Here is a 25,143-nt window from a genome sequence, read left to right as displayed (position 1 = left end):
GCGTACGCTCGATGGGCGTGATGCGCTCCCTACTGACGGTTACTGGTCCAAGGGGCTTGACAGGACACTTCAGGACTCTTCGGACGGTGGCGGCGGGATCACCGCGATCGGGCTCGCCGCGTGCAGCAGGACCGCCTGAGTGACGGAGCCCACCATGCGGGTCGGGGCCAGCAGGCGCCGGCGATGGCGCCCCACGACGACCAGTTCGGCGTCCTTCGAAGCGGCGACCAGGGCGCCGGCCGCGTCGCCGGGCAGCGCGAGGGCCTCGGCGGACACGTTCGGGTGCTCCTTGAGGTGCGGGGCGAGGAAGCCCTCGGCGAGGGTGCGGGTCTCCTGCTCGATCTCGTCCTGGTCGAGGGTCGGCGGGGCGAGTTCTCCGGCGGTGGCCCAGAACTGGACCGGCCACGGGTAGGCGGCGATCACCTGGAGCCGGGCGCCGCGCCACGCGGCCTCCGCGAAGGCGAAGGCGAGGGTGGCGTCGTCGGGGCTGTCCACGTCCACGCCGACCACGACCCGGGGGCCGGGCCGGGCGGGGAACTCGTCGGGGACCTCGCGTCCCGGCCGGGGTACGACGACCACCGGGCATCCGGCGTCGCGGGCGGCGGCCATGCCGTTGGAGCCGAGGATCAGACTGGCGAAGCCGCCGCGGCCCCGGGAGCCGAGCACCAACAGCCGGGCGTCGGATCCCAGTTCGGGCAGCAAGGCGGACGGGGCGCCCTCCATGGCGACGTACTCGACGGCCGGTCCCCCGCTGCCGGCCGCCAGCCGGTCGCGGACCTCGTCGAGGACGGGGTCGCCGGCCGCGTCGGGCTCCGCGGCGACCATGATGTCGGGCTGTCCCCAGGCGGCGTACTGGCGCACATGGACCACCCGCAGCGGCGCGTCCCGTCGCCGGGCCGCGTCCAGGGCCCAGTCCAGGGCGCGCAGGCTGTCGTCCGAACCGTCCACCGCGGCGATGACCGGCGCAGTGCTCATCGTTGCTCACCTCCGGAATACGACCTTCCCTGTCCGGGGCCAGCCTGTCTCAGGCGGCGGCCCCGGAAGGGCGCTGCTGGTCACGTGTCCGGAAATCCTTGCGGAACACACCCCCGGTTCACCTCTCTGCCGTGGAACCGGGGGGCGGTGCTCAGGTCAGGTCGAACTCGCCCTCCCGGGCCCCCGACACGAAGGCGCCCCATTCGGCGGGGGTGAAGATGAGGGAAGCGCTCTGCGGGCTGCCGCTGTTGCGCATCGCGATGAATCCCTCGACAAAGGCGATCTGGACATCCCCCAGGCCACGGCTGCTGGACTGCCACTCGGCCTCGCTGAGGTCCAGCTCCGGCTTGTCCCAGCCCAGTACCGACTGCTGCTGGATGGTGCTCTCGGCCACGTCCGTGCTCCTCCCGAATTCGTCGTCCGCGGCCAGCCTAGCTTTCGGTTCCGGCGCTCAACAGGCCACGTGAGGGGGTCCTTTCAGGAGTCGGGGGCCACGGCGCCGACCAGCCACATGGAGAAGAACTGGGAGCCGCCGCCATAGGCGTGCCCGAGCACCTTGCGGGCGCCGTCCACCTGGTGTTCTCCGGCCAGGCCGCGGACCTGGAGGGCGGCCTCCGCGAAGCGGATCATGCCGGAGGCGCCGATCGGATTGGTGGAGAGCACTCCGCCCGACATGTTGACGGGGAGGTCACCGTCGAGTTCGGTGACACCCGATTCGGTGAGTTTCCAGCCCTCGCCCTCCTCGGCGAAGCCGAGGTTCTCCAGCCACATGGGCTCGTACCAGGAGAACGGCACGTACATCTCGACGGCGTCGATGTCCCGGCGCGGGTCCGCGATCCCGGCCTGGCGGTAGACGTCGGCCGCGCAGTCCTTGCCGGCCTGCGGCGAGACGGCGTCCTTGCCCGCGAACAGGGTGGGTTCGCTGCGCATGGCGCCGCCCAGCATCCAGGCGGGCGGTTTCGGGGAGCGCGCGGCCCCGGCCCGGTCGGTGAGGACCATGGCACAGGCGCCGTCGGAGGACGGGCAGGTCTCCGAGTAGCGGATGGGGTCCCACAACATGGGGGACGCCTGGACCTTCTCCAGGGTGATGTCGTGCTCGTGGAGGTGGGCGTAGGGGTTCTTGAGGGCGTTGCGGCGGTCCTTGTAGGCGACCAGCGAGCCGACGGTGTCGGGGGCACCGCTGCGCCGCATGTAGGCCCGCACGTGAGGGGCGAAGAATCCGCCCGCGCCCGCCAGCAGCGGCTGCTGGAAGGGGATCGGCAGGGACAGTCCCCACATGGCGTTGGACTCGGACTGTTTTTCGAAGGCGAGCGTCAGCACGGTGGGGTGGACGCGGGCGGCGACGAGGTTGGCCGCGACGAGTGCCGTGGAGCCGCCGACGGACCCCGCCGTGTGGACCCGCAACATGGGTTTGCCGACCGCCCCGAGCGCGTCGGCCAGGTACAGCTCGGGCATCATCACGCCCTCGAAGAAGTCGGGCGCCTTGCCGATGACGACGGCGTCGATGTCGGCCCAGTCCAACTCGGCGTCGTCGAGGGCGCGCCGCGCGGCCTCCCGGACCAGTCCGGCGATCGACACGTCCCGCCGGGCGGCCACGTGCTTGGTCTGGCCGATCCCTACGACGGCCACGGGCTCCTTGCTCATCGCGGCTCCCCTTCCTGAGCGGGGCTCTCCAACGGGTCCCCTTCGAGTACGGCGACCAGGTTCTGCTGCAGACAGGGCCCGGAGGTGGCGTGGGCGAGGGCGCGGTCGGAGTCGCCGCGGTGGATGCGGGCGGCGGCCTCGCCGATGCGGATCAGCCCGGCGGCCATGATCGGGTTGGCGGCGAGGGCCCCGCCGGACGGGTTGACCCGTACGTCGTCGCCGAGCCGCAGTGCCTTGCGGAGCACGACCTCCTGCGAGCTGAACGGCGCGTGCAGCTCGGCGGTGTCGACGGGCCGTTCGAAGGCGCCGGCCCGCTCGGCGGCGAGCCGGGCGGACGGTGCGTCGGTCAGGTCGCGGACGCCGAGGCCGTGCGCCTCGATACGGTGGTCGATGCCGCGGATCCAGGCGGGCCGGGAGCACAGCTCGCGGGCCCGCTCCCCGGCCGCGAGGATCACCGCGGCGGCCCCGTCGCCGATGGGCGGGCAGTCGCCGGTGCGCAGCGGCCGAACGAGGTAGTCGCCCTGCGGCACCGAACCCCGCAGCTGGGCATGGGAGTTGGCACCGGCGTCGGCCCGGCTGCGGGCGCCGACGGCGGCCAGCGCCGGCTCGTCGGTCTCCCCCGCGTCGATGAGTGCCTGCGCCTGGAGCGCGGCGAGGGCGACGGAGTCCGGCCAGAGGGGGGCCAGGTAGTAGGGGTCGAGCTGGCGGGTGAGCACGTCCCGGACCGAGCCGGGCGAGGACTTGCCGTACGAGTAGACGAGCGCGGTGTCCGCGTCCCCGGTGAGCAGCTTGGTCCACGCCTCGTACAGCGCCCAGGCGCCGTCCATCTCGACGTGCGACTCGGAGATCGGCGGCCAGGCGCCGACGCCGTCGAGGGCGAGGGTGAAGGAGAAGGCGCGGCCGGCCAGGTAGTCGCTGGAGCCGGAGCAGGTGAAGCCGATGTCGGCGGTGCGCAGCCCGGTCTGCTGGAGGACGTCGTGCAGCACCGGCATGAGCATCTCGACCTCGGAGAGCTCCTCGCTGGTGCGCCGGTGGTCGGTCTGCGCGAAGGCGACGACCGCGATGTCCCGCGTCGGTGCGGTCACAGCAGCTCCTTGTAGGTGTCGTAGTCCGCGTCGGGTTCGCCGGTGGGCCGGTAGTGGTCGGGGTAGCGGGCCCCCTCGGTCCACACCGGTTCGACCCTGAGGCCCATCCGCACCTGGTCGTAGGGGATGCCGCCGATCCGGCCGTGCAGGGCGAGGCCGGCGCCGTCGAGGGCGATGTGCCCGTAGACGTACGGCACCTCGATGTCGAGGTTCTTCGCCTTGATGTTGACGATGCAGAACGTGGTGACCGTGCCCCGGGGGCCCACTTCGACCTGTTCCACCGTGGCCATCCCGCAGGTGGGGCACGCGCCCCTCGGCGGGACGTACACCTTGCGACAGGAGGGACAGCGCTCGCCGTAGGTCCGCCGGGTGGACAGGGCGTCGATGTAGGCGGACTGGGCGCGGCCGGGCGAGTAGGTGTAGTCGAGGCGGGCAGGGGCGACGATGCCGTGCACGGCGTCCTCGAACTCGCCGCCGTGTCCGGTCGGTTCGGCCGTCTCACCGTCGTACGGTTCGAAGCAGGCGATGTCGGTGATGGCGCCCGACCGCTCCTCGGCCCAGCGGACACGGACCCGCATGCCGGTGCGGACGGCGTCGGGGCCGGGGGCGTCGAGGGCGTGCAGCAGGGCGGTGTCGGCGCCGTCGAGGCGGACCAGGACCCAGGCGAAGGGGGTGTCCAGGGGCTGGCCGCGGCGGGGTTCGTGGTTCCAGGCCCAGGTGGTGACGGTGCCGGTGGGGGCGACCTCGACCAGGTCGCGGATCTCCTCGGCGGTGACCGGGTCGTACTCGACAGGTGGCACGAGGATGCGGCCGTCGCCGGTCCTCACACCGAGGACGACACGTTCCCGCAGGCCGGTGAGGAACGCGCTCTGGACCGGGCCCAGGGAACGGGTGAAGGGGAACTCGACGACGAGGGGCGCTTTGAGGACTTCGGGCATCCGGGCTGCCTCCTTGAGAAGGACGGTGACCAGCGCCCCTTGGGGGGCGCGGGGCTGCGACATGTGCGGCGCCGCCGCGTGGGCGCGGCCGGCGACATACGGCCCGCGGCTGCCGGACCGCCCCAGGCCGACGCGGCTCTACGCACGCTTGTAATCCGGCGCCCGCTTCTCCGCGAACGCACGCGCGCCCTCCTTCGCGTCCGCCGTATCGAATACCGGCCAGCCCCGCTTCAGCTCCGAGGCGAGCCCGTCGGTCTCCGTCATCTCCGCCGTCTCGTACACCGACGCCTTGACCGCCTCGACGGCCAGTGGCCCGCACGCGTTGATCTGTTCGGCGATCTCCAGGGCCTTGTCGAGCGCGCCGCCGTCCGGGACGACATGGCCGACGAGCCCGATGCCGGCGGCCTCGCGGGCGGTGTACGGCCGTCCGGTGAGCAGCATCTCCAGGGCGTGGGTGCGCGGGATCTGGCGTTGCAGCCGGACCGTGGAGCCGCCGATCGGGAAGAGCCCGCGTCTGACCTCGAACAGGCCGAAGGTCGCGGACTCGCCCGCGACCCTGATGTCGGTGCCCTGGAGGATCTCGGTGCCGCCCGCGACGCAGTGGCCCTCCACGGCGGCGATCACCGGTTTGCGCGGGCGATGGTGGCGGAGCATGGCCTTCCAGTGCAGGTCCGGGTCTGCTTTCAGCCGGTCGCGGAGGTGCTCGCCCGCCATGCCCTGTCCGGCCAGCGCCTTGAGGTCCATCCCGGCGCAGAAGGCGCCGCCGGCTCCGGTGAGCACGATCGAGCGGACCTCGTCGTCCTCGTCGGCCTCGATCCAGCCGTCGTACAGGCCGACGAGCATGGAGATCGAGAGCGCGTTCTTGGCCTCGGGCCTGTTGAGCGTGAGCACCAGTGTGGCGCCCTCGCGCCGTACGGTGAGGTGTTCCGTCCCACCCATGGACCTCTCCCCTCTGCCGGAACGAGAACAGGTTGCAGTAGGGCGGGAGGCACTTCAAGGGTTTTCTGACAGATAGTCAGATTTCTTGGTGCGAACCCTTCCCACTTGCCGCGCCCTTTGCTCTGATGACCGGCGAACCGACAAGTGCGCCTTTCTTCGCCATGGTTTGCCGGGGTCAGGAGGAGCGGTGGAGTACAACCTTGCCGATCTGTTCGAGTCGGTCGTCGACGTGGCCGCGGACCGCGAGGCGCTCGTGTACCTCGACCACCCCGGCACGGGCGCGGAACGCCGGCTTACCTACGCGGAGCTGGACGCGGCCGCCAACCGCATCGGCCACCATCTGGTCGACAGCGGGATCCGCCCGGGAGAGCACCTCGGGCTGCACCTCTACAACGGGGTCGAGTACCTCCAGACGGTGCTCGGCTGCCTCAAAGCCCGGGTTGTGCCGGTCAACGTCAACTACCGCTATGTCGAAGAGGAGTTGGCCTACCTCTACCAGGACGCCGACCTGGTCGCGCTGGTCTTCGACGCGGAGTTCGGCGACCGGGTGGCGGCGGCGCTGCCGCGGGCGCCGAAGCTGCGGCACCTGGTGCGGGTGGGCGAGGCGGAGTCGGGCCCGAAGGCCCTGTCCTTCGCGGAGGCCGAGGCGGCGGGGTCGCCCGAACGGGGCTTCCCGGCGCGTTCGGCGGACGACCAGTTCATCATCTACACCGGCGGCACCACCGGGATGCCCAAAGGGGTGATGTGGCGTCAGGAGGACCTGTTCTTCGCGGGGTTGGGCGGCGGCGCGCCGACCGGCGAGCCGGTGAAGCGGCCGGAGGAGCTGGCGGAGCGGGTCGCGGCGGGCGGCACGGGGATCACCTTCTTCCCCACTCCCCCGCTGATGCACGGCACGTCGACGCTCACCACCTTCATCGGCTTCAACTTCGGGCAGCGGGTGGTGATCCACCGCAAGTTCGTGCCCGAGGAGGTGCTGCGGACCGTCGAGAAGGAGAAGGTCACCAGCATGTCGCTGGTCGGCGACGCGATGCTGCGCCCGCTGATCGACGCCCTGAGAGGACCGTTGAAGGGCACCGACTGCTCCGCCATGTTCAGCGTCTCCTCCTCCGGCGCGATCCTCTCCGAGACCGTGCGCCGGCAGTTCAGCGAACTCGTCCCGAACTGCATGCTGCTCAACAACTTCGGGTCCTCCGAGTCCGGCTTCAACGGCACCGCGACGAACGACTCCGGGGCCGGCAGTCAGTTCCGCGTCCGCGTCAACTCCCGTACGCAGGTCGTCGATCCGGCCACGCATGAGCCGGTCGCGGCGGGCCAGATCGGCCGGGTCGCGCAGTGCGGCCATGTCCCGCTCGGCTACTACAACGACCCGCGGAAAACGGCCGAGACCTTCTTCGAGAAGGACGGCCGGCGCTGGGTGCTCCTCGGCGACATGGGCACGGTCGACGAGGACGGCGTCGTCACGGTGCTCGGCCGGGGCTCGCAGTGCATCAACACCGGGGGCGAGAAGGTGTACCCGGAGGAGGTCGAGCAGGCGCTGAAGTCCCATCCGGACGTCTACGACGCGCTGGTGGCCGGGGTGCCGGACGCCCAGTGGGGCAACCACGTGGCGGCCGTGGTGCAACTGCGCGAGGGCGCCGATCAGCCCTCCCTCACGGACATCCAGACCCACTGCCGTACCCAGCTGGCCGGATACAAGATCCCCCGCCAGCTGGTGATCGCCGAGTCCATCCAGCGGTCGCCGAGCGGCAAGGCGGACTACCGGTGGGCGCGAGAGGTGGCGGTGGCCGCCGACCGGTAGGACGTGCCGGTCGCGTCGACCGGCGGACGCGCGGGGAGTCACCCTCACCGGGCGGCACGGTGGCCGTACGCTGTGCGCACGATTCCATGTGGATCATGTACACAGAGTGACAGCGACCGGTTTCGCACGGAAGGACCCTCGGGTGTCGCACCCCACGCCTCCTCGGTCGGCCGCCACCGAGCCCGGGCAGCGGCAGCAGCGCCGGCCGCGATGGCGCCAGAGGTGTCCGCGGGCCGCCCGGGGGGTCACGGTGGGGACGACGGTCCTGGCCGCCGCCGTGCTGCTGGGCGCCCTGTCGCTGCCGAACCGGCTCGACCTGCTCACGCCGCCGGCGTTCCTGCGGATCCCGGTCGAGGGGATCGTGCTCGCCGCCGTACTGCTGGTGCTGCCCGGGCGGGCGCGGCGGGTCACGGCGGCGGTGGCGGGCCTGCTGCTCGGGGTGCTGACGCTCGTGAAGTGTCTGGACATGGGCTTCTACTCGGTGCTGCAACGCCCCTTCGACCTGGTGCTCGACTGGATCCTGCTGGACGACGCCGCGGACTTCGTACGCGAGTCGTTCGGCCGGACCAGTGAGGTGCTCGCGATCGCCGGAGCGCTGCTGCTGGTCGTGGCCGTGCTCGTCCTCACCGTGCTCGCCATGGTGCGGCTCGCCGAGCGGATGGCACGCAGCCGCCCGCCCGCGGGCGGTGCCACCCTCGCCCTGGCCGTCGCCTGGGTCACCTGCGCGATCTTCGGCCTGGAGGCCGGCGGCGCCCCCGTCGCCTCGACGCTGGACGCGCAGCTGGTGGACGACCGGGTGCGGGCGGTCCGTGCCGGGCTCGCGGACGCCCGGGTCTTCGAGGCGGAGGCCGCCGTCGACGCCTTCGCCAGGACGCCACCGGACCGGTTGCTCACCGGCCTGCGCGGCAAGGACGTGCTGTTCACGTTCGTCGAGAGTTACGGCCGCACGGCGATCGAGGACCCGGCGATGGCCCGGCAGGTCGGCGCGGTCCTCGCGGAGGGCACCGCCTCTCTGAAGGCGGCCGGTTTCGACGCGCGCAGCGGCTGGCTGCGGTCGCCGGTGATCGGGGCGGGCAGCTGGATGTGCCACGCCACGCTGCTGTCCGGGCTGTGGATCAACAACCAGCAGCGCTACCGCCACCTCGTCTCCGGCGACCGGATGACCCTCAACAAGTACTTCCGCAGGACCGGTGCGTGGCGCACGGTCGGGGTCGTCCCGGGCGTCCGACGGGCCTGGCCGGAGGCCGGGTTCTTCGGCCTCGACCGCTCCTACGACTCCACACATCTGGGCTACCGCGGCCCGTACTTCAGCTGGAGCCCGGTCCCCGACCAGTTCACGCTGGAGGCCTTCGAGCGCCTGGAGTTCGGCAGGCGGAACCGGCGCCCGGTGATGGCGGAGATCGTCCTCGCCTCCAGCCACCAGCCCTGGGCGCCCCTGCCCCGCATGATCGGCTGGAAGGACCTGGGTGACGGCTCGGTCTTCGGGCCGATCCAGCGGGCGGGCAAGGACCCGGCGGAGGTCTGGAAGGACACGGAGAACGTGCGCACCGAGTACCGGGTCTCCGTCGAGTACTCCCTGCGCAGTCTGATCGGGTTCATGCGGCGCTACGCCGACGCGAACACGGTCCTGGTGTTCCTGGGCGATCACCAGCCCCGGCCGGAGGTCGTCGCGGACAGCCCGCGCCGGGACGTCCCGATCACGATCGTGGCCCATGACCCGAAGGTCCTGGACCGGGTGGCCGGCTGGGGCTGGACGCCGGGTCTGAAGCCGGCCGGGGACGCCCCGATCTGGGCGATGAACCAGTTCCGCGACCGCTTTCTGAAAGCGTACGGTCCGCGGAACTGAGCCCGGCTCAGGCGTTCAGGAAAGCGACGGTACGGCGGACGAACTCCTCGGGGTCGTCGAGCCAGGGGTAGTGGGCGGCGCCGGGCTGCACGACGACCTCGGCGTTCGGGAAGGCCGCGGCGGCGCGCCGGACCAGTGCGGGGCTGGGTCCGCCGTCCACTTCGCCCGCGTACAGCAGGACGGGGGCGGTGAGCGCGCGCAGGGCGGTCCGGGTGGCGTCGGGGGTGAAGGCGCCGTCGGCGAAGTAGCGGTCGCCGGCCTCGTCGTTGGTCTGTTCCTCGGCGGCCGCGTCGTGGGCCCGGGCGGTGTCGTCCCAATGGCCGTAGAAGAAGGGCATGAACGCCTCGTCGAAGTCCCCGGTGCCGTTCAGCCAGGCCTCCAGGGCGGGGAACGCCGCGCCGAACCAGGGCTCCGCGGCCCGCTGCCGGGCCGCCGCCAGCCGCTCCTGCGGGGTGGTCCGCAGGCCGAGGGCCGAGGGGTTTCCGGTGATCAGCGCGAGCCGCCGTACCCGGTGCGGACGGGCCGCCGCGTAGAGGATAGCCAGGCTCGCGCCCGCCGAGTGCGACAGTACGTCCATGTGGTCGAGCCCTATGTGGGCCCGCAACATCTCCACGTCGTCGACCTGTTGGTCGCAGCGGTACGACTCCGGGTCTGCGGGCACCGCGGAGTCGCCGGTTCCGCGCAGATCGAGCAGGATCAGCCGACGGTGGGCCGTCAGCCCGCCCAGGTCCCCGAGGTAGGCGGAGGCGCGCATGGGTCCGCCGGGCAGCACGACGAGCGGTTCGCCCTCGCCCCGCACGTGGTAGGCGAGGCGGGTTCCGTCCGCCGCGGTGAAGGTGGGCATGCGGCTGATCATGGGGGACGGCGGCGCGGTGTCGCAACGGGGTTCAACGGGCGGCGCCCGAGTCAGACGCTCGCGCCCGGCTTGGTCACCCGGAAGGCGAACTGGCCGCAGAACGTGAGCTTGCGCAGGTTCACCAGGGCCGTGTGGCGCCCGCTCTTGCGTGCCCAGGTGTCGATCTCCGTGTTGAGCGGCGACTCCGTCTGCCAGAACCGGCCGTACTCCTTCTTCCGCGAGGAGTGGTAGGTGCGCATGATCAGGGTCACGCCGTCCAGTGAGGGCCGGATCTCCTCCAGGGCCAGCCCGGCCTCCTCCACCAGGACCCGGAAGCCGTAAGGGGTGTAGTTCCACAGGCTGAAGGAGTGGTAGGGCTCGAACTGGGAGGTGCTGCCGATGAACAGTCCGCCCGGACGCAGCACCCGGCCCACTTCCGCGAGCAGTTCCCTGGGCCGGGCGACGTGTTCGAAGACCTGGTGGGAGTAGACCAGCGGCACGGCGTCGGAGCGGAACGGCATGTTGACGCCGTCGAAGTACACCACCGGGTCGCGGCCGGGCGAGCGCTGTGCGGCTTCCGGGGAGTCGCTGATGTCGAGCCCCACCCACCGCACGTCCGGGGCGTGCCGGCGGAAGAGCCCGGCCGAGGTGCCCCGCCCGCATCCCAGGTCGACCACCCGGTCCGGGGCCCGCGGCGAGCTCATGGCCTCGTCGAGGTAGTAGCGGGAGGTGACCTGGCGGGCGTGGTCGTCAGGGATGCAGTCGTGCATGAGTTCCCACAGGGTCGACATGCGTCCACGCTACGGAGACGTCCGTGCCTCAGGCCGCATCCAGGCGGGGAATCGGGACGGCCGTCATCCCTTGGGGCGAACCGGACGGCGCGGACGGCTGTGCCGGGCGGCCGATGCCGGACAGGTCGTGGACGGCCACGCTGTTGCGGTCGGCGACCGTGCGGCCGAGCGCGTGGTACGGCCACAGTCCCCCGGCCTGCCGTCGGCTGCGCTCGTTCCACTCCAGGGCCTCGGTGCGGCGGGCCCGGAAGAAGTTGAGGGCGTAGCCGCCGGAGTGGATCCGCAGCAGGAAGAACCCGCCGGGGTACTCCTTGACGGCGCCGACCTCCTGCAGGGTCACCCGGGGGGCGAGGGGCACATGGGTGCGCTTGTTGCGGTGGGTGTGGCCGGCGTGGTGGAGGAACACGCCCGGGGCGGCGGCGTAGGCCCGCAGGATCGCGCGGGCCTGGCGGCGGCCGAGGCGCTGTCCGGGGCTCACCGGGAAGAGGGCGTCCCGGACGGTGAGCGGATGGTGTCCGAAGACCACGGTGGGCTGTTCCCGGTGGGCCCGCAGCCGGCGGCGGAACCAGGACAGCTGCTCGGCGCCGAGACCGCCGGCGTCACCGCCGTTGCCGCGCTTGTCGTAGGTGTCGAGCCCGATGATCCGCAGCCCGCCCACGTCGTGCTCGAAGTAGCCGGGACCGTCGGGCGTACCGAACGCGCGGCGGAAGGTGTCGCCCTCCTGCGCGTTGCGGTCGTGGTTGCCGCGGACGACGAAGTAGTCCCGCCGGTGGGTGCCGAAGCCGTCCAGGATCCCTCTGGCCTCCGCCAGGTCGCGCGGTGCGCCGCCCGCGGAGATGTCACCGGCGGCCAGCAGCAGTTCGGCCCCGCGGTGGCGGGCCTCGTCGACCACGGCGCGGCTCATCAGCTCCGGGTAGGCGGTCAGCCCGGCCCGCTGGGCCACGCCCCGCAGGAAGGGCACGCCGGCCACCAGACCGGCGACGGTCTCGCCGATGTGCAGGTCGTTGCAGAGGGCGAGGGAGAGCAGGTGGCGGCCGGGCGGGGGCTGGGGGGTGGTGAAGGAGTAGGGGCCGCCGGGCGAGCCGAGGCCGTGCCGGGAGGTGCCGGCCGCGTTGCCGCGGACCAGGTGCAGCGCGGTGGGTGTGGCGGGCACGCCCTGGGAGCGGGCCTGGTAGTAGTAGGTCTGGCCCGGTTCCAGGCCGGTGAGTTCGACATGGTGGTGGGCGGTGGGCCGGTCCTCGCCCGCGGTGCGGTTCAGGCGGGCGGGATGGGTGCCGTAGACGATCTCGCCCTCCGTGACGGCGGGCAGCATGCTGCCGGTGCCGTCGTCGGTGCCGGGCAGGGCGGTGTGCCAGGTGATGACGGCGCGGTCCTCGGTGAGGGTGACCAGTTCCAGGTGGACGGCGACGAGGGAGCGGTGGTGACGGGGCGCGGGGGCGGTGGCGGACCTGAGCAGGGCGGGTGCGAGCAGGAAACCGGAGCGCAGCATCTCGCAGGGGCCGGGGATGCCCGCGAGTGCGCCGAGGGGGACGGGGAGGCAGCAGCGCATGTCTGCTATGTGCACGCCACCGGTGAACGCCGGACGTGGTGCCGGAAGCCGCGCGAGGTAGGGAACCAGACGTCTTGGGTCCTCACGGGGCCTCCCCGAACCGCTCCCGCAGTTCCCGCTTCAGGATCTTCCCGCTGGCGTTGCGGGGCAGCGCGTCCACGAACAGCACCCGCTTGGGCGCCTTGAAGGCGGGGATCTTCTCCTTGACATGGGCGATCAGCTCGGCCTCGCCGACCTCGCCGCGCGCCACGACGACCGCCGTGACGGCCTCGATCCACCGCTCGTCGGGCAGTCCGATCACGGCGGCCTCGGCGACGGCCTCGTGGGTGTAGAGCGCGTCCTCGACCTGCCGGGAAGCGACCAGTACACCACCGGAGTTGATGACGTCCTTCACCCGGTCGACGATGGTGAAGTAGCCGTGGGCGTCGCGCACCGCGAGGTCGCCGGAGTGGAACCAGCCGTCCCGGAAGGCCTCCCGGGTCTCCTCGGGCTTCTCCCAGTACCCCTCGCACAACTGCGGGGACCGGTAGACGACTTCACCGGGCGTGCCGTCGGGCACGTCCTCGCCGTCCTCGTCGACCACCCGCGCCTCCACGAACAGCACGGTACGGCCGCAGGAGTCCAGCCGCCCCTTGTGCTCCTCGGGCGCCAGTACGGTGGCCAGCGGCCCGATCTCGCTCTGTCCGAAGCAGTTGAACAGGGCCAGTTTCGGCAGCCGTTCACGCAGCCGCTCCAGGACGGGCACCGGCATGATCGACGCCCCGTAGTAGGCCTTGCGCAGTCCGCTCAGGTCACGCGATGCGAAGTCGGGCCGGTTGGACAGCCCGATCCACACGGTGGGCGGCGCGAAGAGGCTGTCCACGCGTCCGGCCTCGACCAGGTCGAAGAGGGTGTCGCCGTCCGGGCCGTCCAGGACGATGTTGGTCGCGCCGACCGCCAGGTAGGGCAGCAGGAACACGTGCATCTGGGCGGAGTGGTAGAGCGGCAGCGCGTGCGCGGGCCGGTCACCGGCGCTCAGGTCGAGGGCGGCGATCGCACTCAGGTACTCGTGCACCAGCGCCCGGTGGGTCATCATCGCGCCCTTGGGCAGCGCCGTGGTCCCCGAGGTGTACAGCAACTGCACGAGGTCCTCGGTACGCGGTTCGGGACCGTCGTACGGCGGCGCGTCCGCGAGCCGGGCCAGGAGCGAGCCGTCGGCGTCCCGCAGCGGCAGCACCCTCACCCCGTCCGGGAGCCGTCCGGCGAGGTCCGGGTCGGCGAGCACCAGTGAGCTGCCCGACTGGCCGACGAGGTAGGCGAGGTCCTCGCCGGTCAGGTTCTGGTTGACCGGCACGTGCACCAGGCCGGCCCGGGCGCAGGCGAGGAACGTGATCAGGTAGGCGTCCGAGTTGTGCCCGTAGGTGCCGACCCGGTCGCCGCGGGTGAGGCCCTGGTCGAGCAGGACGCTCGCCGCCCGGGAGACGGCGTCGTCGAGTTCCCCGTACGTCCACCGGCGCTCGCCGTACTCCAGCGCCACCCGTGCGGGGGTGCGCCGGGCGCTGCGCCGCAGCACCCCGTCAACCGTGCTGCCCTGTCCCTGCGTCATGACTCATGATCCTCGGCCCGTCGCCGGGAGAGGTCAAGCACCATGGCACCGCACCCCCGCGCAACCGGGCTCAACCGCTTTGTCCCGCAACGACGTTGGGAGACACAGATGCGCACCACCCGCGCGAGACGGCTGCTCGTCGCAGCCGTCGCCCTGCTCACCGCCTCGGCCGCGTTACCGGCCGCCGCGGCCGAGCGGGCCGCTCCTCAGGCCCGTCCCTCGCACGGCGGCCTGTCCGCCGTCATCCGTTACACCGAGTACGGCATTCCGCACATCCTCGCCGAGGACTACGCCGACCTGGGCTTCGGCACGGGCTGGGCGCAGGCGGCCGACCAGGTCTGCACCCTCGCCGACGGCTTCACTACCGTACGCGGCGACCGCTCGCGCTTCTTCGGCGCCACCGCGACCACCGACCTCTCGCTCTCGTCGGCCGGGGACAACCTGTCCAGCGACCTCTACTTCCGGGGCGTACGGCAGTCCGGCACGGTGGCGAAGCTGCTCGCCGAACCGGCTCCGCTGGGCCCGAGCCGGCAGGTGAAGGACCTGATACGGGGGTTCGCCACCGGATACAACACCTGGCTGGCGAAGCACCGGATCAACGACCCGGCCTGCGCGGGCGCCGCCTGGGTGCGGCCGGTCACCACGCTGGACGTGGCCACCCGTTACTACGCCCTCTCCGTCCTGGGCGGCCAGGGCGGCGCCGTGGACGAGATCACCGGGGCGACGCCTCCCACCGGCGCCCCGGCGCCCGAGCGCGGCGTTGACGCCGAGGCCCTGATCAAGGTCGTACGGGACCGGTCCGCCACCTCCGACATGGGATCGAACGCGGTCGCCTTCAGCGGCGCCACCACCGCGAACGGCCGGGGGCTGCTGCTGGGCAACCCGCACTACCCGTGGCAGGGCGGACGCCGGTTCTGGCAGTCCCAGCAGACCATTCCGGGCGAGCTGAACGTGGCCGGCGCGTCCCTGCTCGGCACGCCGACCGTGGCCATCGGCTACAACTCCCGGGTGGCCTGGAGTCACACCGTCGCGACCGGCGTCCCCTTCAACCTGACCCGGCTCACGCTCGACCCGTCCGACCCCACCGTCTATCTGGTGGACGGCACACGGCAGCGGATGACCAGGCGGACCGTGACCGTGGCGGTCAAGGACGGTGCCCCCGTCACCCGCACCCAGTGGTGGACCCGGTACGGCCCGGTGGTCGCCGACCCGGACGGCGATCCGCCGCTGCCCTGGACCGCCACGACGGCGTACGCGTTCAACGACCCCAACGCCGCCAACTTCCGGTTCGCCGACACCTCACTCGGCTTCGGCAGGGCGCGCTCCACGGCGGACGTCCGCGCCTCCCTCGACCGGTACCAGGGGCTCCCGTGGGTGAACACCGTCGCCGCGGACTCCGGCGGGCACACCCTGTACACGCAGTCGCAGGTGCTGCCCCGGATCACCGACGGCCTCGCGGCCCGCTGCTCCACCGATCTGGGCAGGATCACCTATCCGCAGGCGGGGCTGGCGGTCCTCGACGGCTCGCGCGCCGACTGCACGCCCGGCACTGACGCCGACGCCGTGCAGCCCGGTACCTTCGGGCCCGCCCGGATGCCCGTCCTCCAGGACGCCCCGTACGTGGAGAACTCCAACGACAGCGCCTGGCTGACCAATGCCGACCGGCCGCTGACCGGGTACGAGCGGATCTTCGGCGACATCGGCACGCCGCGCACACCGCGCACCCGGGGCGCGATCGAGGACGTGGCGGCGATGGCGAAGCGGGGCGGGCTGACCGTCCAGGACCTCCAGCGACAGGAGTTCGCGAACCGGGTGCCCGCGGGCGACCTGGCGGCGGCCGACGCGGCGAAGGCGTGTGCCGCGCTGCCGGGCGGTACGGCGACGGGCAGCGACGGCACGGCGGTCGACGTCTCGGCGGCCTGTCCGGTGCTCGCGGCCTGGGACCGGACGATGGACACCGGCAGCCGGGGCGCCCTGCTCTTCGACCGTTTCTGGCGGAAGCTGACGGCCTCGGTGCCGGCGGCCCAGCTGTGGCGGGTGCCGTTCTCGGCGGCCGACCCGGTGCACACCCCGAACACGCTCGACACCGCCGCACCCGGCTTCGCCACGGCCCTCGCCGACGCCGTGGCCGAACTGCGGGCGGCGGGCATCCCGCTGGGCTCCCGGCTCGGGGACCACCAGTTCGTCGTACGCGACGGACGGCGGATCCCGGTCCCGGGCGGCACCGAGGCGCTGGGCGTCTGGAACAAGATCGAGCCGGTCTGGAACGCCGGCCAGGGCGGCTACACGGACGTCGCGTTCGGCTCCAGTCACATCCAGGCGGTGGGCTGGGACGACAGCCACTGCCCGGTGGCCCGCACCCTGCTGACGTACTCCCAGTCCTCGAACCCGAACTCGCCGCACCACAGCGACCAGACCCGGCTGTTCTCGGCCGAGAGGTGGGTGACGGCGCGGTTCTGCGAGAAGGACATCCTTTCGTCCCCGGCGTTGGAATCGCTCCGGGTCCACGAAAGCTGAGCGCGTACGGTCCCGTTCCTGGTGGGGCGGGACCGCACGGGAGTGACACAGGAAAATCCCGCTCGCTGCGCAGTGCATCAACAATCGTTCACACCATGGGAATTCTGCTTCAGCGTGCTCCCGTGCGCCCCTTTGGAGAAAGGTTTCGGGAAACCGCGGAACGTGGAACCTGGGCAGGACTTGTCTCGGACGTTCAACCCGAGGCAGGTTCACTCATTTCACGTGTAGCACCGGGCAGGAGGTTTCCATGAACCACGCTGTGCCTGAACAAAAACGAACATGGACGACAGGTACTGCTCCCGGCATATTCCCTCTCCTCGGTCACGGTATCGCCTTCTACCGACGGCCGCTGGAGTTTCTGAATTCTTTGCCCGCACACGGAGATCTGGTCGAGATACGCCTGGGCCCCCAGCGTGCCTGGATGGTGTGCCATCCCGAGCTGACCCACGAGGTGCTCATGGATCCGCACACCTTCGACAAGGGGGGCCCGCTCTACGACAGACTGGGCAGTCTGATGGGCGACGGCCTCGTCACCTGCCGCCAGCCCACCCACCGCGACAAACGCAGGCTGCTGCAACCGGCCTTCCGGCCCTCCCATGTCGCCGCCTACACGGACCTCGTCACCGAGGAGGCCGAGTCGGTGTGCGAGGGATGGCAGGCGGGCGGGACCGTGCCGGTCACCGAGGCGATGATGACCTTCACGACCCGGGTGATCAGCCGGGTCCTGCTCTCCGACTCCCTGGACGACAGGACGACCGCAGAGGTGCGGGACTGCCTCGCGGACGTCGTCCGTGGCCTGTTCCTGCGCACGGTCGTCCCGGTCGACGTCCTCTTCCGCATTCCGACCCCGGCCAACCGCCGCTATCGGCGCGCCCTGAGCCGCCTGCACGCGATCATCGACACGGCGATCGCGAGGCGCCGGCTCGGCGCCGACCGCGACGACGTGCTGGGCACGCTGCTGGCGGCCGCGCGCGGCACCGACGGAGCGGCGGCGATCACCGACCAGGAGATCCACGACCACCTGATCACGCTGCTGCTCACCGGCGCCGAGACCTCGGCACTGGCGCTGGCCGCGGCGTTCAGCCTGCTGGCCCGCAACCCCGAGGCGGAGCGCCGGCTGCACGCCGAGCTCGACGCCGTCCTCCCGGACGGCCGCCTTGCCGGCCCCGACGATCTGCCGCACCTCGTGCACACCCGGTGCGTCGTCTCCGAGACGCTCCGCCACTCCTCGCCCGGCTGGCTCTTCACCCGCGTCACCACCCGGGAGACGGAACTCGCCGGGCGCCGGCTGCCCGCGGGGGCCACCGTGCTCTACAGCCCCTACCTCCTGCACCACGATCCGTCGTGGTTCCCCGACCCCGAGCGTTTCGACCCCGACCGCTGGCTGCCGGGGCGGCCCACCGCCGCACAGCGCCGCGCGACGATGCCGTTCTCCGCGGGCAACCGCAAGTGCCTCGGCGACGAGTTCGCCATGGTCGAGGTCACCCTGGCGCTGGCGACCATCGCCGGCCGCCGTCGCCTGCGCCATCTGCCCGGCACCACCGAACAGGCACCCCGCCCCGCGATCACGCTGGGTCCGCGTTCCCTGGTCATGACCTGCGAAGCCCGCTCCCGCATGCCGTCGGGCGCGACGCCCCGCGCCGACTCCCCCGCACCCCGAGCCGTGGCCGCCCCTCGCGCCTCGGACTCCCGAAAGGGCAGGTGATCACGTTGTCGGCAACACATGAGGACATCCCGGTCGGCGTACTGGACGAAACCCCGGTCGCCAACCTCCGCGACCTGATCGACACCCACCTCCACATGCCCTTTCCCTTCCAGCGCAACCCCCATGAGGCCGAGGCCGCCGCCGGCGTCGACGCCTGGCTGAGCAGGTGGGGTCTGACCGGCGAACCGGGGGTGGCGGCGATGATCGCGCGCACCCGGCCGGCCGAGCTCGCGTCGTACACCAGCCCGGCGGTGGACTGCGATCTCCTCCAGATCGTGGCCAATCAGATCGCCTATCAGTTCGTTTTCGACGACCTCGCGGAAGACGTCGGTCGGTGCTCTCCGGGCGGGCTGCTGCCCATGCTGTGCGAGAGCGTTGCGATCCTGCGGGACGGCCGGCCGCCCAGCACTCCCCTCGGAGCGGCTCTGACCGATCTCCACCGGCAGGTCCGGGAACGATGCACACCGGCACAGGCCGCGCGGTGGGCCTGGAAGAGCCGTGAATACGTACACGGGCTGCTGTACGAAGCGGTGGCCCAGGACCACCCCTTCCTCCTGCGTTCCGCGGACTGCACCTCCATACGGTCGCTGACCGCGGGAGTCGAACCGTTCTACCCGCTGTACGAGGCCGCCCAGCCGCTCGAAGTACCCCTCTCCGAACTTCACCACCCCGTTGTAGAGCGACTCGGCCGGCTGTCGGCCGATGCGGCCGTGTGGACGGCCGACCTGTTCTCCGCTGTGAAGGAGAAGCGTGCGGGCGAAATGATCAACTTGGCCCTGGCGCGCCAGCGCGAACACCGATGCTCTCTGCAGACCGCCATCCTCCTGGCCGTTCAGCAGATCAACGGCACGGTCGAAGAGTTCCAGGAACTCCACAAGGCCGTCGAACCGGAGTTGAGCGCCGCCGGAATGGGCTACGTGGAGGGCATGATCGGCTGGATCCGCGGGTGTTACCACTGGTCCCGAACCGTGCCGCGGTACTCGGATGTGGCCACGGTCCCCGCCGTGCCCTAGAGTCCCCGGCGCGCTCCGGCGACAGCGCAATCAGAGATGTCCATTCAATCGCCCGTACCCACTGGGCGGGCATTGTCCCCTCCACAGTTCATGATTCACCCTATGGTGACCAATCCGGCCTACCGCGCCTCGACGAGGCGTACGCTCGGCTTTCCCGCAGGCCGAACGACAGAAAGCGGTACGGCACATGGCAACGAAGCCGCGGCAATCGATCACGGACCAACCGACGTTGATCGAGCGCCGACGGGAACTTCAAGCCCTCGACGCCGCATTCCGGGAGCTGCGCCGCACCACGGACGGCAGGCCACGCGCAGGGCGCAAAGGACGGCTCGCCTTCACCGGGTCGGCCGGATTGGGCAAGACCGCACTCATCACCGAAGCTCGCGCCCGGGCCGCGGCACACGGATTCACCGTACTGTCGGGCCAGGGTGGCGAGACGGAACAGGGTTCGGCGTTCCGCGTGGTGCGCCAGTTGATGCAGCCCTCACTGGCGAGGATGGACGCGGCCGAGCTCCACACCTTCCTGGGAAGTTGGTACGACACCGTCGCCGCCGTGCTCGGTCTCGAAGCGAAGGGACCCGCCCCCGCGCCGGATCCGACGGGCGTCCGCGAAGGCCTCGACTGGGTCATGACGCGCCTCGCGGTGAGGAAGGCTCCGATCGTCCTGCTCCTGGACGACCTGCACTGGACGGACCTCGAGTCACTGAGCTGGCTCGCCTCCTTCGCACCACGGGTCGACGACCTCCCCCTGCTGATCGTGGTGGCCTACCGGCCCGACGAGCTGCCGTCCGAGGCGGGCGAACTGCGCACGCTCGTGGGAGATCACGGGGACCGCCCCCACAACCTGGCGCTGCTCAGTCCCGAGGGCGTGGCGAAGATCGTCAGGAACGAGATCGGAGAGGAGGCCGAGGACCAGTTCTGCAAGGAATGCTGGTCGGCCACCAGCGGGAGCCCCTTCGAAGCGGTGGAGCTCGCCATCGGACTGGCCGAGCGGAAACTGAGCGGCACCGAGGGCGACCTGCCCGCGATGCGTGAGCTGGCCGCGACGATCAAGGGCCCTGGGCTCATCGAGCGTCTGGAGCAGCTCGGCACGGCGACCGTCCGCTTCGCGCACACCGCTGCCGTGCTGGGGTCGCCCTTCTCGCCACAGCTCGCCGCGACCATCGCGGTGCTCGGCGACGAGGCCGTCACCGAGGCGACCGACAAGTTGCGCGCGGCCCGGATCCTGGCCGACGGTCACGGCCCCGAAGGCGAACTCGCGTTCGTGCACCCCCTGATCACCACGACGATCTACCGGTCCATCCGCACAGGCTTCCGCACCGGTCTGCACAACACGGCCGCGCAGGCCGTCCTGGCCGCGGGATACGGCCCCACCAAAGCCGCCCGGCACCTTCTGGAAGTCCCCTGCGACGACCGTCCCGAGACGGTCGCCTGTCTGCGCGAGGCCGCTCGTGAATACCTTCGCTCCGGGGCCACCGAGGCGGCCCGGCGTCTGCTGACCCGCGCGCTGCAGGAGCCACCCCTGCCCGAGGACCGTGCCGCGGTACTTCACGAACTCGCGTGCGCCACGTTCCTGATCGAGCCCACGGCCACGGTGCGGCATCTGCGCCAAGCGCTGGCGCAGCCCCACGTCGACCCCGATCTGCGCGCCTCCATCGTCTATCGGCTGACGACGGCCATGGCCCACACCGATCAGCTGGCCGAGGCCGTGACCGTGGCGGCCGAAGAGGCACGGCAGGCCACGAATCCGCGCATCAGACTGCGTATGCAGGCCGATCAGTTCGTGTGGAGCATGGTGCGTCCGGACGACGGCAACTCGCCCGCCCGCTCCCGGACACTGGCACGTCTGGCCGAGCAGTTGCCCGGTCGCAGCCTGGAGGAACGCTACATCCTGGGACTGCGGGCCTGGGACGCGGCCATGCGCGGCGAACCGAGGCAGACGTCCCTCGCGTATGCCGAGAAGGCCCTGAGCGGCGGCATGAGCTGGACCGACGAGAACCGGGGGTTCGAGGTGCCCCTCTCCGTCGCCCTGGTGTTCATGTACGGCGACCGTCCGCAACGGGCCGAGGAACTGTTCAGCAAAGGGATCGCCGAATGCGTGGCCAAGGGCTGGCACGGCTCCCACCTGGCCTTCGGCCAGACCATCGCCGGCTACATCCGCTACCGCCGTGGCTTCCTGGCCGAAGCCGAGGACCTTGTACGGGAGGGTCTGCGCATCGCCGACAAGGTGGACGGAGTGGTGGCCGCCCAGTGGTTCGGCGTGAGCATTCTCATCAAGACCCTGCTGGCCCGCGGGCGCATCGCCGAAGCTCGCGCATTCGCCGACGAGCACAACTTCGGTGAGGCACCTGTGAACGCCGTCATCTATCCCGACCCGCGCACCGTGTACGCGGAACTGCTCCTGGCGGAGGGACGGCACGCCGAAGCGGTCCGGCTGCTGTCCTCGGTCGGGGACTGGCTGGACGCACGGGGCTGGCGCAATCCGGCGTGGTGCCCGTGGCAGCTCCGGCTCGCCTCGGCGCTCGCCCCCACCTCCCCCCAGGAGGCGATCGGTCACGCCCAGGACGCCGTGCGGCGTGCCGGGGAGTTCGGGGCCGCCTCCACCATCGGCCAGGCCCTGCACACCCTCGCCGAGGTGACCGGCGGGCCCGCGGCCGTCGATCTGTACGCGGAGGCCGTCGGCCATCTGGAACAGTCGCCCGCCGCCTACGAACTCGCCCGTGCCCAGGTGGGCCACGGTGCCGCGCTGTCCCGCAACGGGCGGCTCCAGGAGGCCGCCGACCGGCTGTACCAGGGGCTGGAAGGAGCCGTCCACTGCGGGGCCGAGGTGCTCGCTGCGCGGGCCAGGGGGGAGCTGTCGGCGGCCGGGATGCGCCCGTTGCCGTTGCGCTATGTGCAGGCGGACACGCTGACCGCCCAGGAGCTCCGGACCGCCGAACTGACCGTCCAGGGGCACCCGGTGGCCGTGGTCGCCAAGGAGCTGCGCCTCACCGAGCAGGGCGTACGGCAGCTGCTGTCCCGCGTCTACCGCAAGATCGGCACCGATGCCGCCGGCCTCGCCGGGTTCCTGGAGGACCATCCTCGCCGGCACGTCTGAGGCCGTCGGGGCTCACACCGGACGGGTGCGGCCCTCCCAGTACGGGTCGCGCAGCCGCCGCTTGTACAGCTTGCCGTTGGGGTCGCGGGGCATCTCGGCGATGAAGTCGACGGTCTTGGGCCGTTTGTAGCCGGCGAGCTGTTCCGCGCAGTGGGCGAGGAGGGCGGCGGCGAGGTCGGGTCCCGGTTCGTGTCCCGGTGCGGGTTCGACGACGGCCTTGACCTCCTCGCCCCAGTCGTCGTGCGGGATGCCGAAGGCGGCGGCGTCGGCGACGGCGGGGTGGGAGAGGAGCGCGGACTCGATCTCGGCGGGGTAGATGTTGACCCCGCCCGAGATGATCATGTCGATCTTGCGGTCGCGGAGGAAGAGGTAGCCGTCCTCGTCCAGGTAGCCGAGGTCGCCGACGGTGAAGAAGTCCCCGATGCGGTTCTTCTCCGTCTTGGCCTCGTCCTTGTGGTACGAGAAGCCGCCGGTGTTCATCTTCATGTAGACGGTGCCGAGTTCACCGGGCGGCAGCCGGTTGCCGTCGTCGTCGAAGACCGCGAGTTCGCTGATCGGCCAGGCCTTGCCGACCGTACCGGGCTTCTTCAGCCAGTCCTCGGCGGTCGCGAAGGCGCCGCCGCCCTCGCTGGCCGCGTAGTACTCCTCGACGCTGGGCCCCCACCAGTCGAGCATCGCCCGCTTGACGTGGTCCGGGCAGGGGGCGGCGCCGTGGATGGCGTGCCGCATGGCGGAGACGTCGTAGCGGGAACGCACCTGTTCGGGGAGGGCGAGCAGGCGGTGGAACTGGGTGGGGACCATATGGGTGTGGGTGCAGTGGTGTGCGTCGATCAGGCGGAGCATCTCCTCGGGGGTCCACTTGTCCATGACGACCAGGCGGTGGCCTATGTGGAGGGACGCGCCCGCGAACTGCAGTACGGCCGTGTGGTAGAGCGGCGAGCAGACGAGGTGGACGTTGTCGCCGAAGGGCTGGATGCCGAAGATGCCGAGGAAGCCGCCGAGGTAGGCCGCCTCGGGGAGCCTGCCGGGCAGCGGGCGGCGGATGCCGCGGGGGCGGCCGGTGGTGCCCGAGGTGTAGTTCATGACCCAGCCGAGCTCGCGGTCCGCGGGTGCCGACTCGGGCTGTCCGTGGAGGAGTTCGACGTACGGCCGGAAGCCCTCGACCGCGCCGACGGCGTACCGGTGGGTGGCCGGGAGGCCGGCCTCGTCGGCGGCGTGCCGGGCGGGGCCGGCGAAGCGTTCGTGGGCGAGGAGCACCTTGGCGCCGGAGTCGGAGACGATCCAGGCGATCTCCGGGCCGACGAAATGGTGGTTGACGGGGACCAGGTAGAGGCCGGCCTGGGTGGCGGCCAGGTACGCGGTGAAGAACTCGGGTCCGTTGGGCAGCACGACCGCGAAGGCGTCGCCGCGCTCCAGGCCCGCGGCGCGCAGTCCGTGGACGAGTCTGTTGGCGGCGGCGTGCAGGCGGCCCGCGGTCCATTCCTCGCCGTCGGGTGCGACGAGCACCGTGCGGTCGGGCTCGTCGGCGGCCTGGGCCCAGAATCCGGCGGGGGGCGTGCTGGTCACTTGGCGCTCCTTCCGGCGATGCGGTTGATGCGGTCGACGGCCTGCTCGAAGCCGCGGGTGAGGTCGTCGAAGACGGCCTGGACGCTGCGTTCGCTGGTCATGCGGCCGACGATCTGGCCGACGGGGGTGCCCAGCAGGGGGTCGACCTCGTACTTCTGGATGCGGGTGACGGCCTCGGCGACCAGCAGGCCCTGCAGCGGCATGGGGAGGGTGCCGGGACCGTTCGGGTCGTCCCAGGCGTCGGTCCACTCGGTGCGCAGCTGACGTGCCGGTTTCCCGGTCAGGGCGCGGGAGCGGACGGTGTCGCCGGAGCCGGCGGCGAGCAGTTTGCGCGTCACGGCGGGCGAGGAGAGGTCGGCCTCTGTGGCGGTCAGCCATATGGAGCCCAGCCATACACCCTGGGCGCCGAGACTGAGTGCGGCCGCCACCTGCCGGCCGCTGCCGATGCCGCCCGCCGCCAGCACGGGCAGCGGGGCCACGGCGTCGACGATCTCCGGGGTGAGCACCATGGTGGCGATCTCGCCGGTGTGGCCGCCCGCCTCGTACCCCTGTGCCACCACGACGTCGATGCCCGCGTCCCGGTGTTTGAGGGCGTGCCGGGCGCTGCCCGCGAGCGCGGCGACCAGGACGTCCTGGTCATGGGCGCGGTCGATGACGTCGGCGGGCGGGGAGCCGAGGGCGTTGGCGAGCAGCCGGATCGGGTAGTCGAAGGCGACGTCGAGCTGGGTGCGGGCGACCTGCTCCATCCAGCCGGTGATCCGCCATCCGGACGCCTCGCCCTCGGCAAGCTCGGGCACCCCGTACTTGGCGAGGGTGTCCCGCACGAACTGCCGGTGCCCGTCCGGGATCATCGCCTCGACGTCGGCCTCGCTGACGTTCTCCACCTTCTTGGCGGGCATCACGACGTCGAGCCCGTAGGGCTTCCCGTCGACATGCTCCTCGATCCAGTCGAGGTCGCGTTTGAGGTCGTCGGGGGCGGTGTAGCGGACCGCGCCGAGCACCCCGAACCCACCGGCCCGGCTGATGGCCGCGGCGACGGCGGGGAACGGCGTGAAGCCGAAGACGGCGTGCTCGACTCCCAGGGTCTTGCTCAGCTCCGTCTGCATGGGCGCAGGATGCCGCAGTCGACCGGCCGACGGAAGAGGTTTTCTGATGCTCCGTCAGATTTCTGCTCTGCCGCCTGTTCTCTGCTGTGTCGGTTTTCTGCTGTGGCAGATTTCGGCTCTGCCTGTTTCTCCGGCGGCCACCGGGCCGGGCGGG

The 25,143-nt window shown here is 71.5% G+C and carries 18 protein-coding genes; 6 read left to right on the top strand and 12 right to left on the bottom strand.

What is annotated here, in order from left to right; all coding sequences use genetic code 11:
* Nucleotides 1–69 precede the first annotated feature (69 nt).
* From ABZ642_RS21555 to ABZ642_RS21530, 6 genes are all read right to left on the bottom strand, one after another.
* Complete coding sequence (locus tag ABZ642_RS21555) at nucleotides 70–975, bottom strand: universal stress protein (protein ID WP_360486256.1); 906 nt, start codon at nucleotides 973–975, stop codon at nucleotides 70–72.
* Nucleotides 976–1,126: 151 nt separating this feature from the next.
* Nucleotides 1,127–1,369, bottom strand: a complete 243-nt coding sequence (locus ABZ642_RS21550) for a DUF397 domain-containing protein (protein WP_360486253.1) — start codon at nucleotides 1,367–1,369, stop codon at nucleotides 1,127–1,129.
* A gap of 83 nt (nucleotides 1,370–1,452) precedes the next feature.
* The gene (locus ABZ642_RS21545; RefSeq protein WP_360486250.1) at nucleotides 1,453–2,619 is read right to left on the bottom strand and encodes a thiolase domain-containing protein; all 1,167 of its coding nucleotides are present in this window, start codon (nucleotides 2,617–2,619) and stop codon (nucleotides 1,453–1,455) included.
* Entirely contained in the window at nucleotides 2,616–3,704 is a 1,089-nt protein-coding gene (locus ABZ642_RS21540; protein WP_360486247.1) for a thiolase domain-containing protein, read from the bottom strand. The genes ABZ642_RS21545 and ABZ642_RS21540 overlap by 4 nt, the downstream gene beginning before the upstream one ends.
* Nucleotides 3,701–4,642 (bottom strand): OB-fold domain-containing protein, encoded by a 942-nt coding sequence (locus ABZ642_RS21535; RefSeq protein ID WP_360486244.1) that lies wholly within the window; start codon nucleotides 4,640–4,642, stop codon nucleotides 3,701–3,703. The genes ABZ642_RS21540 and ABZ642_RS21535 overlap by 4 nt, the downstream gene beginning before the upstream one ends.
* 138 nt (nucleotides 4,643–4,780) lie before the next feature.
* A complete protein-coding gene (locus ABZ642_RS21530; protein WP_360486241.1) occupies nucleotides 4,781–5,581 on the bottom strand; it encodes a crotonase/enoyl-CoA hydratase family protein in 801 nt (266 codons plus the stop codon).
* A gap of 187 nt (nucleotides 5,582–5,768) precedes the next feature.
* Between ABZ642_RS21530 and ABZ642_RS21525 the strand changes: the two genes are divergently transcribed.
* Nucleotides 5,769–7,379: an acyl-CoA synthetase gene (locus tag ABZ642_RS21525; RefSeq protein ID WP_360486238.1), complete on the top strand. Its 1,611-nt coding sequence runs from the start codon at nucleotides 5,769–5,771 to the stop codon at nucleotides 7,377–7,379.
* Between the two features lie 250 nt (nucleotides 7,380–7,629).
* On the top strand, nucleotides 7,630–9,225 hold the full coding sequence (locus ABZ642_RS21520) for a sulfatase (protein ID WP_360486235.1): 1,596 nt from the start codon (nucleotides 7,630–7,632) through the stop codon (nucleotides 9,223–9,225).
* A 7-nt stretch (nucleotides 9,226–9,232) separates the two neighbouring features.
* On the opposite strand, the gene ABZ642_RS21515 is transcribed toward ABZ642_RS21520, so the two are convergent.
* The 4 genes from ABZ642_RS21515 to ABZ642_RS21500 form a co-directional block, all read right to left on the bottom strand.
* Nucleotides 9,233–10,069 carry an alpha/beta hydrolase gene (locus tag ABZ642_RS21515; protein WP_360486232.1) on the bottom strand — a complete coding sequence of 279 codons (837 nt, stop codon included), beginning with the start codon at nucleotides 10,067–10,069 and terminating at the stop codon, nucleotides 9,233–9,235.
* Between the two features lie 62 nt (nucleotides 10,070–10,131).
* Entirely contained in the window at nucleotides 10,132–10,851 is a 720-nt protein-coding gene (locus tag ABZ642_RS21510) for a class I SAM-dependent methyltransferase (RefSeq protein WP_360486230.1), read from the bottom strand.
* A 28-nt stretch (nucleotides 10,852–10,879) separates the two neighbouring features.
* Nucleotides 10,880–12,415, bottom strand: coding sequence for a metallophosphoesterase family protein (locus tag ABZ642_RS21505; protein ID WP_360486227.1), 1,536 nt, complete (start codon nucleotides 12,413–12,415; stop codon nucleotides 10,880–10,882).
* A gap of 67 nt (nucleotides 12,416–12,482) precedes the next feature.
* On the bottom strand, nucleotides 12,483–13,985 hold the full coding sequence (locus ABZ642_RS21500; RefSeq protein WP_360486224.1) for an acyl-CoA synthetase: 1,503 nt from the start codon (nucleotides 13,983–13,985) through the stop codon (nucleotides 12,483–12,485).
* 108 nt (nucleotides 13,986–14,093) lie between these two features.
* On the opposite strand from ABZ642_RS21500, the gene ABZ642_RS21495 reads away from it, so the two are divergent.
* The 4 genes from ABZ642_RS21495 (at nucleotide 14,094) to ABZ642_RS21480 (ending at nucleotide 22,317) form a co-directional block, all read left to right on the top strand.
* A complete protein-coding gene (locus ABZ642_RS21495; protein WP_360486221.1) occupies nucleotides 14,094–16,502 on the top strand; it encodes a penicillin acylase family protein in 2,409 nt (802 codons plus the stop codon).
* A 247-nt stretch (nucleotides 16,503–16,749) separates the two neighbouring features.
* Nucleotides 16,750–18,207 (top strand): cytochrome P450, encoded by a 1,458-nt coding sequence (locus ABZ642_RS21490; RefSeq protein WP_360486218.1) that lies wholly within the window; start codon nucleotides 16,750–16,752, stop codon nucleotides 18,205–18,207.
* Nucleotides 18,204–19,220 (top strand): (-)-alpha-amorphene synthase, encoded by a 1,017-nt coding sequence (locus ABZ642_RS21485; RefSeq protein ID WP_360486215.1) that lies wholly within the window; start codon nucleotides 18,204–18,206, stop codon nucleotides 19,218–19,220. Before ABZ642_RS21490 ends, ABZ642_RS21485 begins: the two co-directional genes overlap by 4 nt.
* 187 nt (nucleotides 19,221–19,407) lie before the next feature.
* Nucleotides 19,408–22,317 carry an AAA family ATPase gene (locus ABZ642_RS21480; RefSeq protein WP_360486212.1) on the top strand — a complete coding sequence of 970 codons (2,910 nt, stop codon included), beginning with the start codon at nucleotides 19,408–19,410 and terminating at the stop codon, nucleotides 22,315–22,317.
* A gap of 12 nt (nucleotides 22,318–22,329) precedes the next feature.
* Here ABZ642_RS21480 and ABZ642_RS21475 read toward each other — a convergent pair whose 3' ends face one another.
* Nucleotides 22,330–23,883 (bottom strand): acyl-CoA synthetase, encoded by a 1,554-nt coding sequence (locus ABZ642_RS21475; RefSeq protein WP_360486209.1) that lies wholly within the window; start codon nucleotides 23,881–23,883, stop codon nucleotides 22,330–22,332.
* Nucleotides 23,880–24,989, bottom strand: coding sequence for a nitronate monooxygenase family protein (locus ABZ642_RS21470; protein ID WP_360486206.1), 1,110 nt, complete (start codon nucleotides 24,987–24,989; stop codon nucleotides 23,880–23,882). Before ABZ642_RS21470 ends, ABZ642_RS21475 begins: the two co-directional genes overlap by 4 nt.
* Nucleotides 24,990–25,143 lie beyond the last annotated feature (154 nt).

Origin of the sequence: Streptomyces sp. NPDC007157, assembly GCF_040634235.1 — a bacterium.
GTDB lineage: Bacteria > Actinomycetota > Actinomycetes > Streptomycetales > Streptomycetaceae > Streptomyces.
This window is presented reverse-complemented; position numbering and strand designations above follow the sequence as displayed.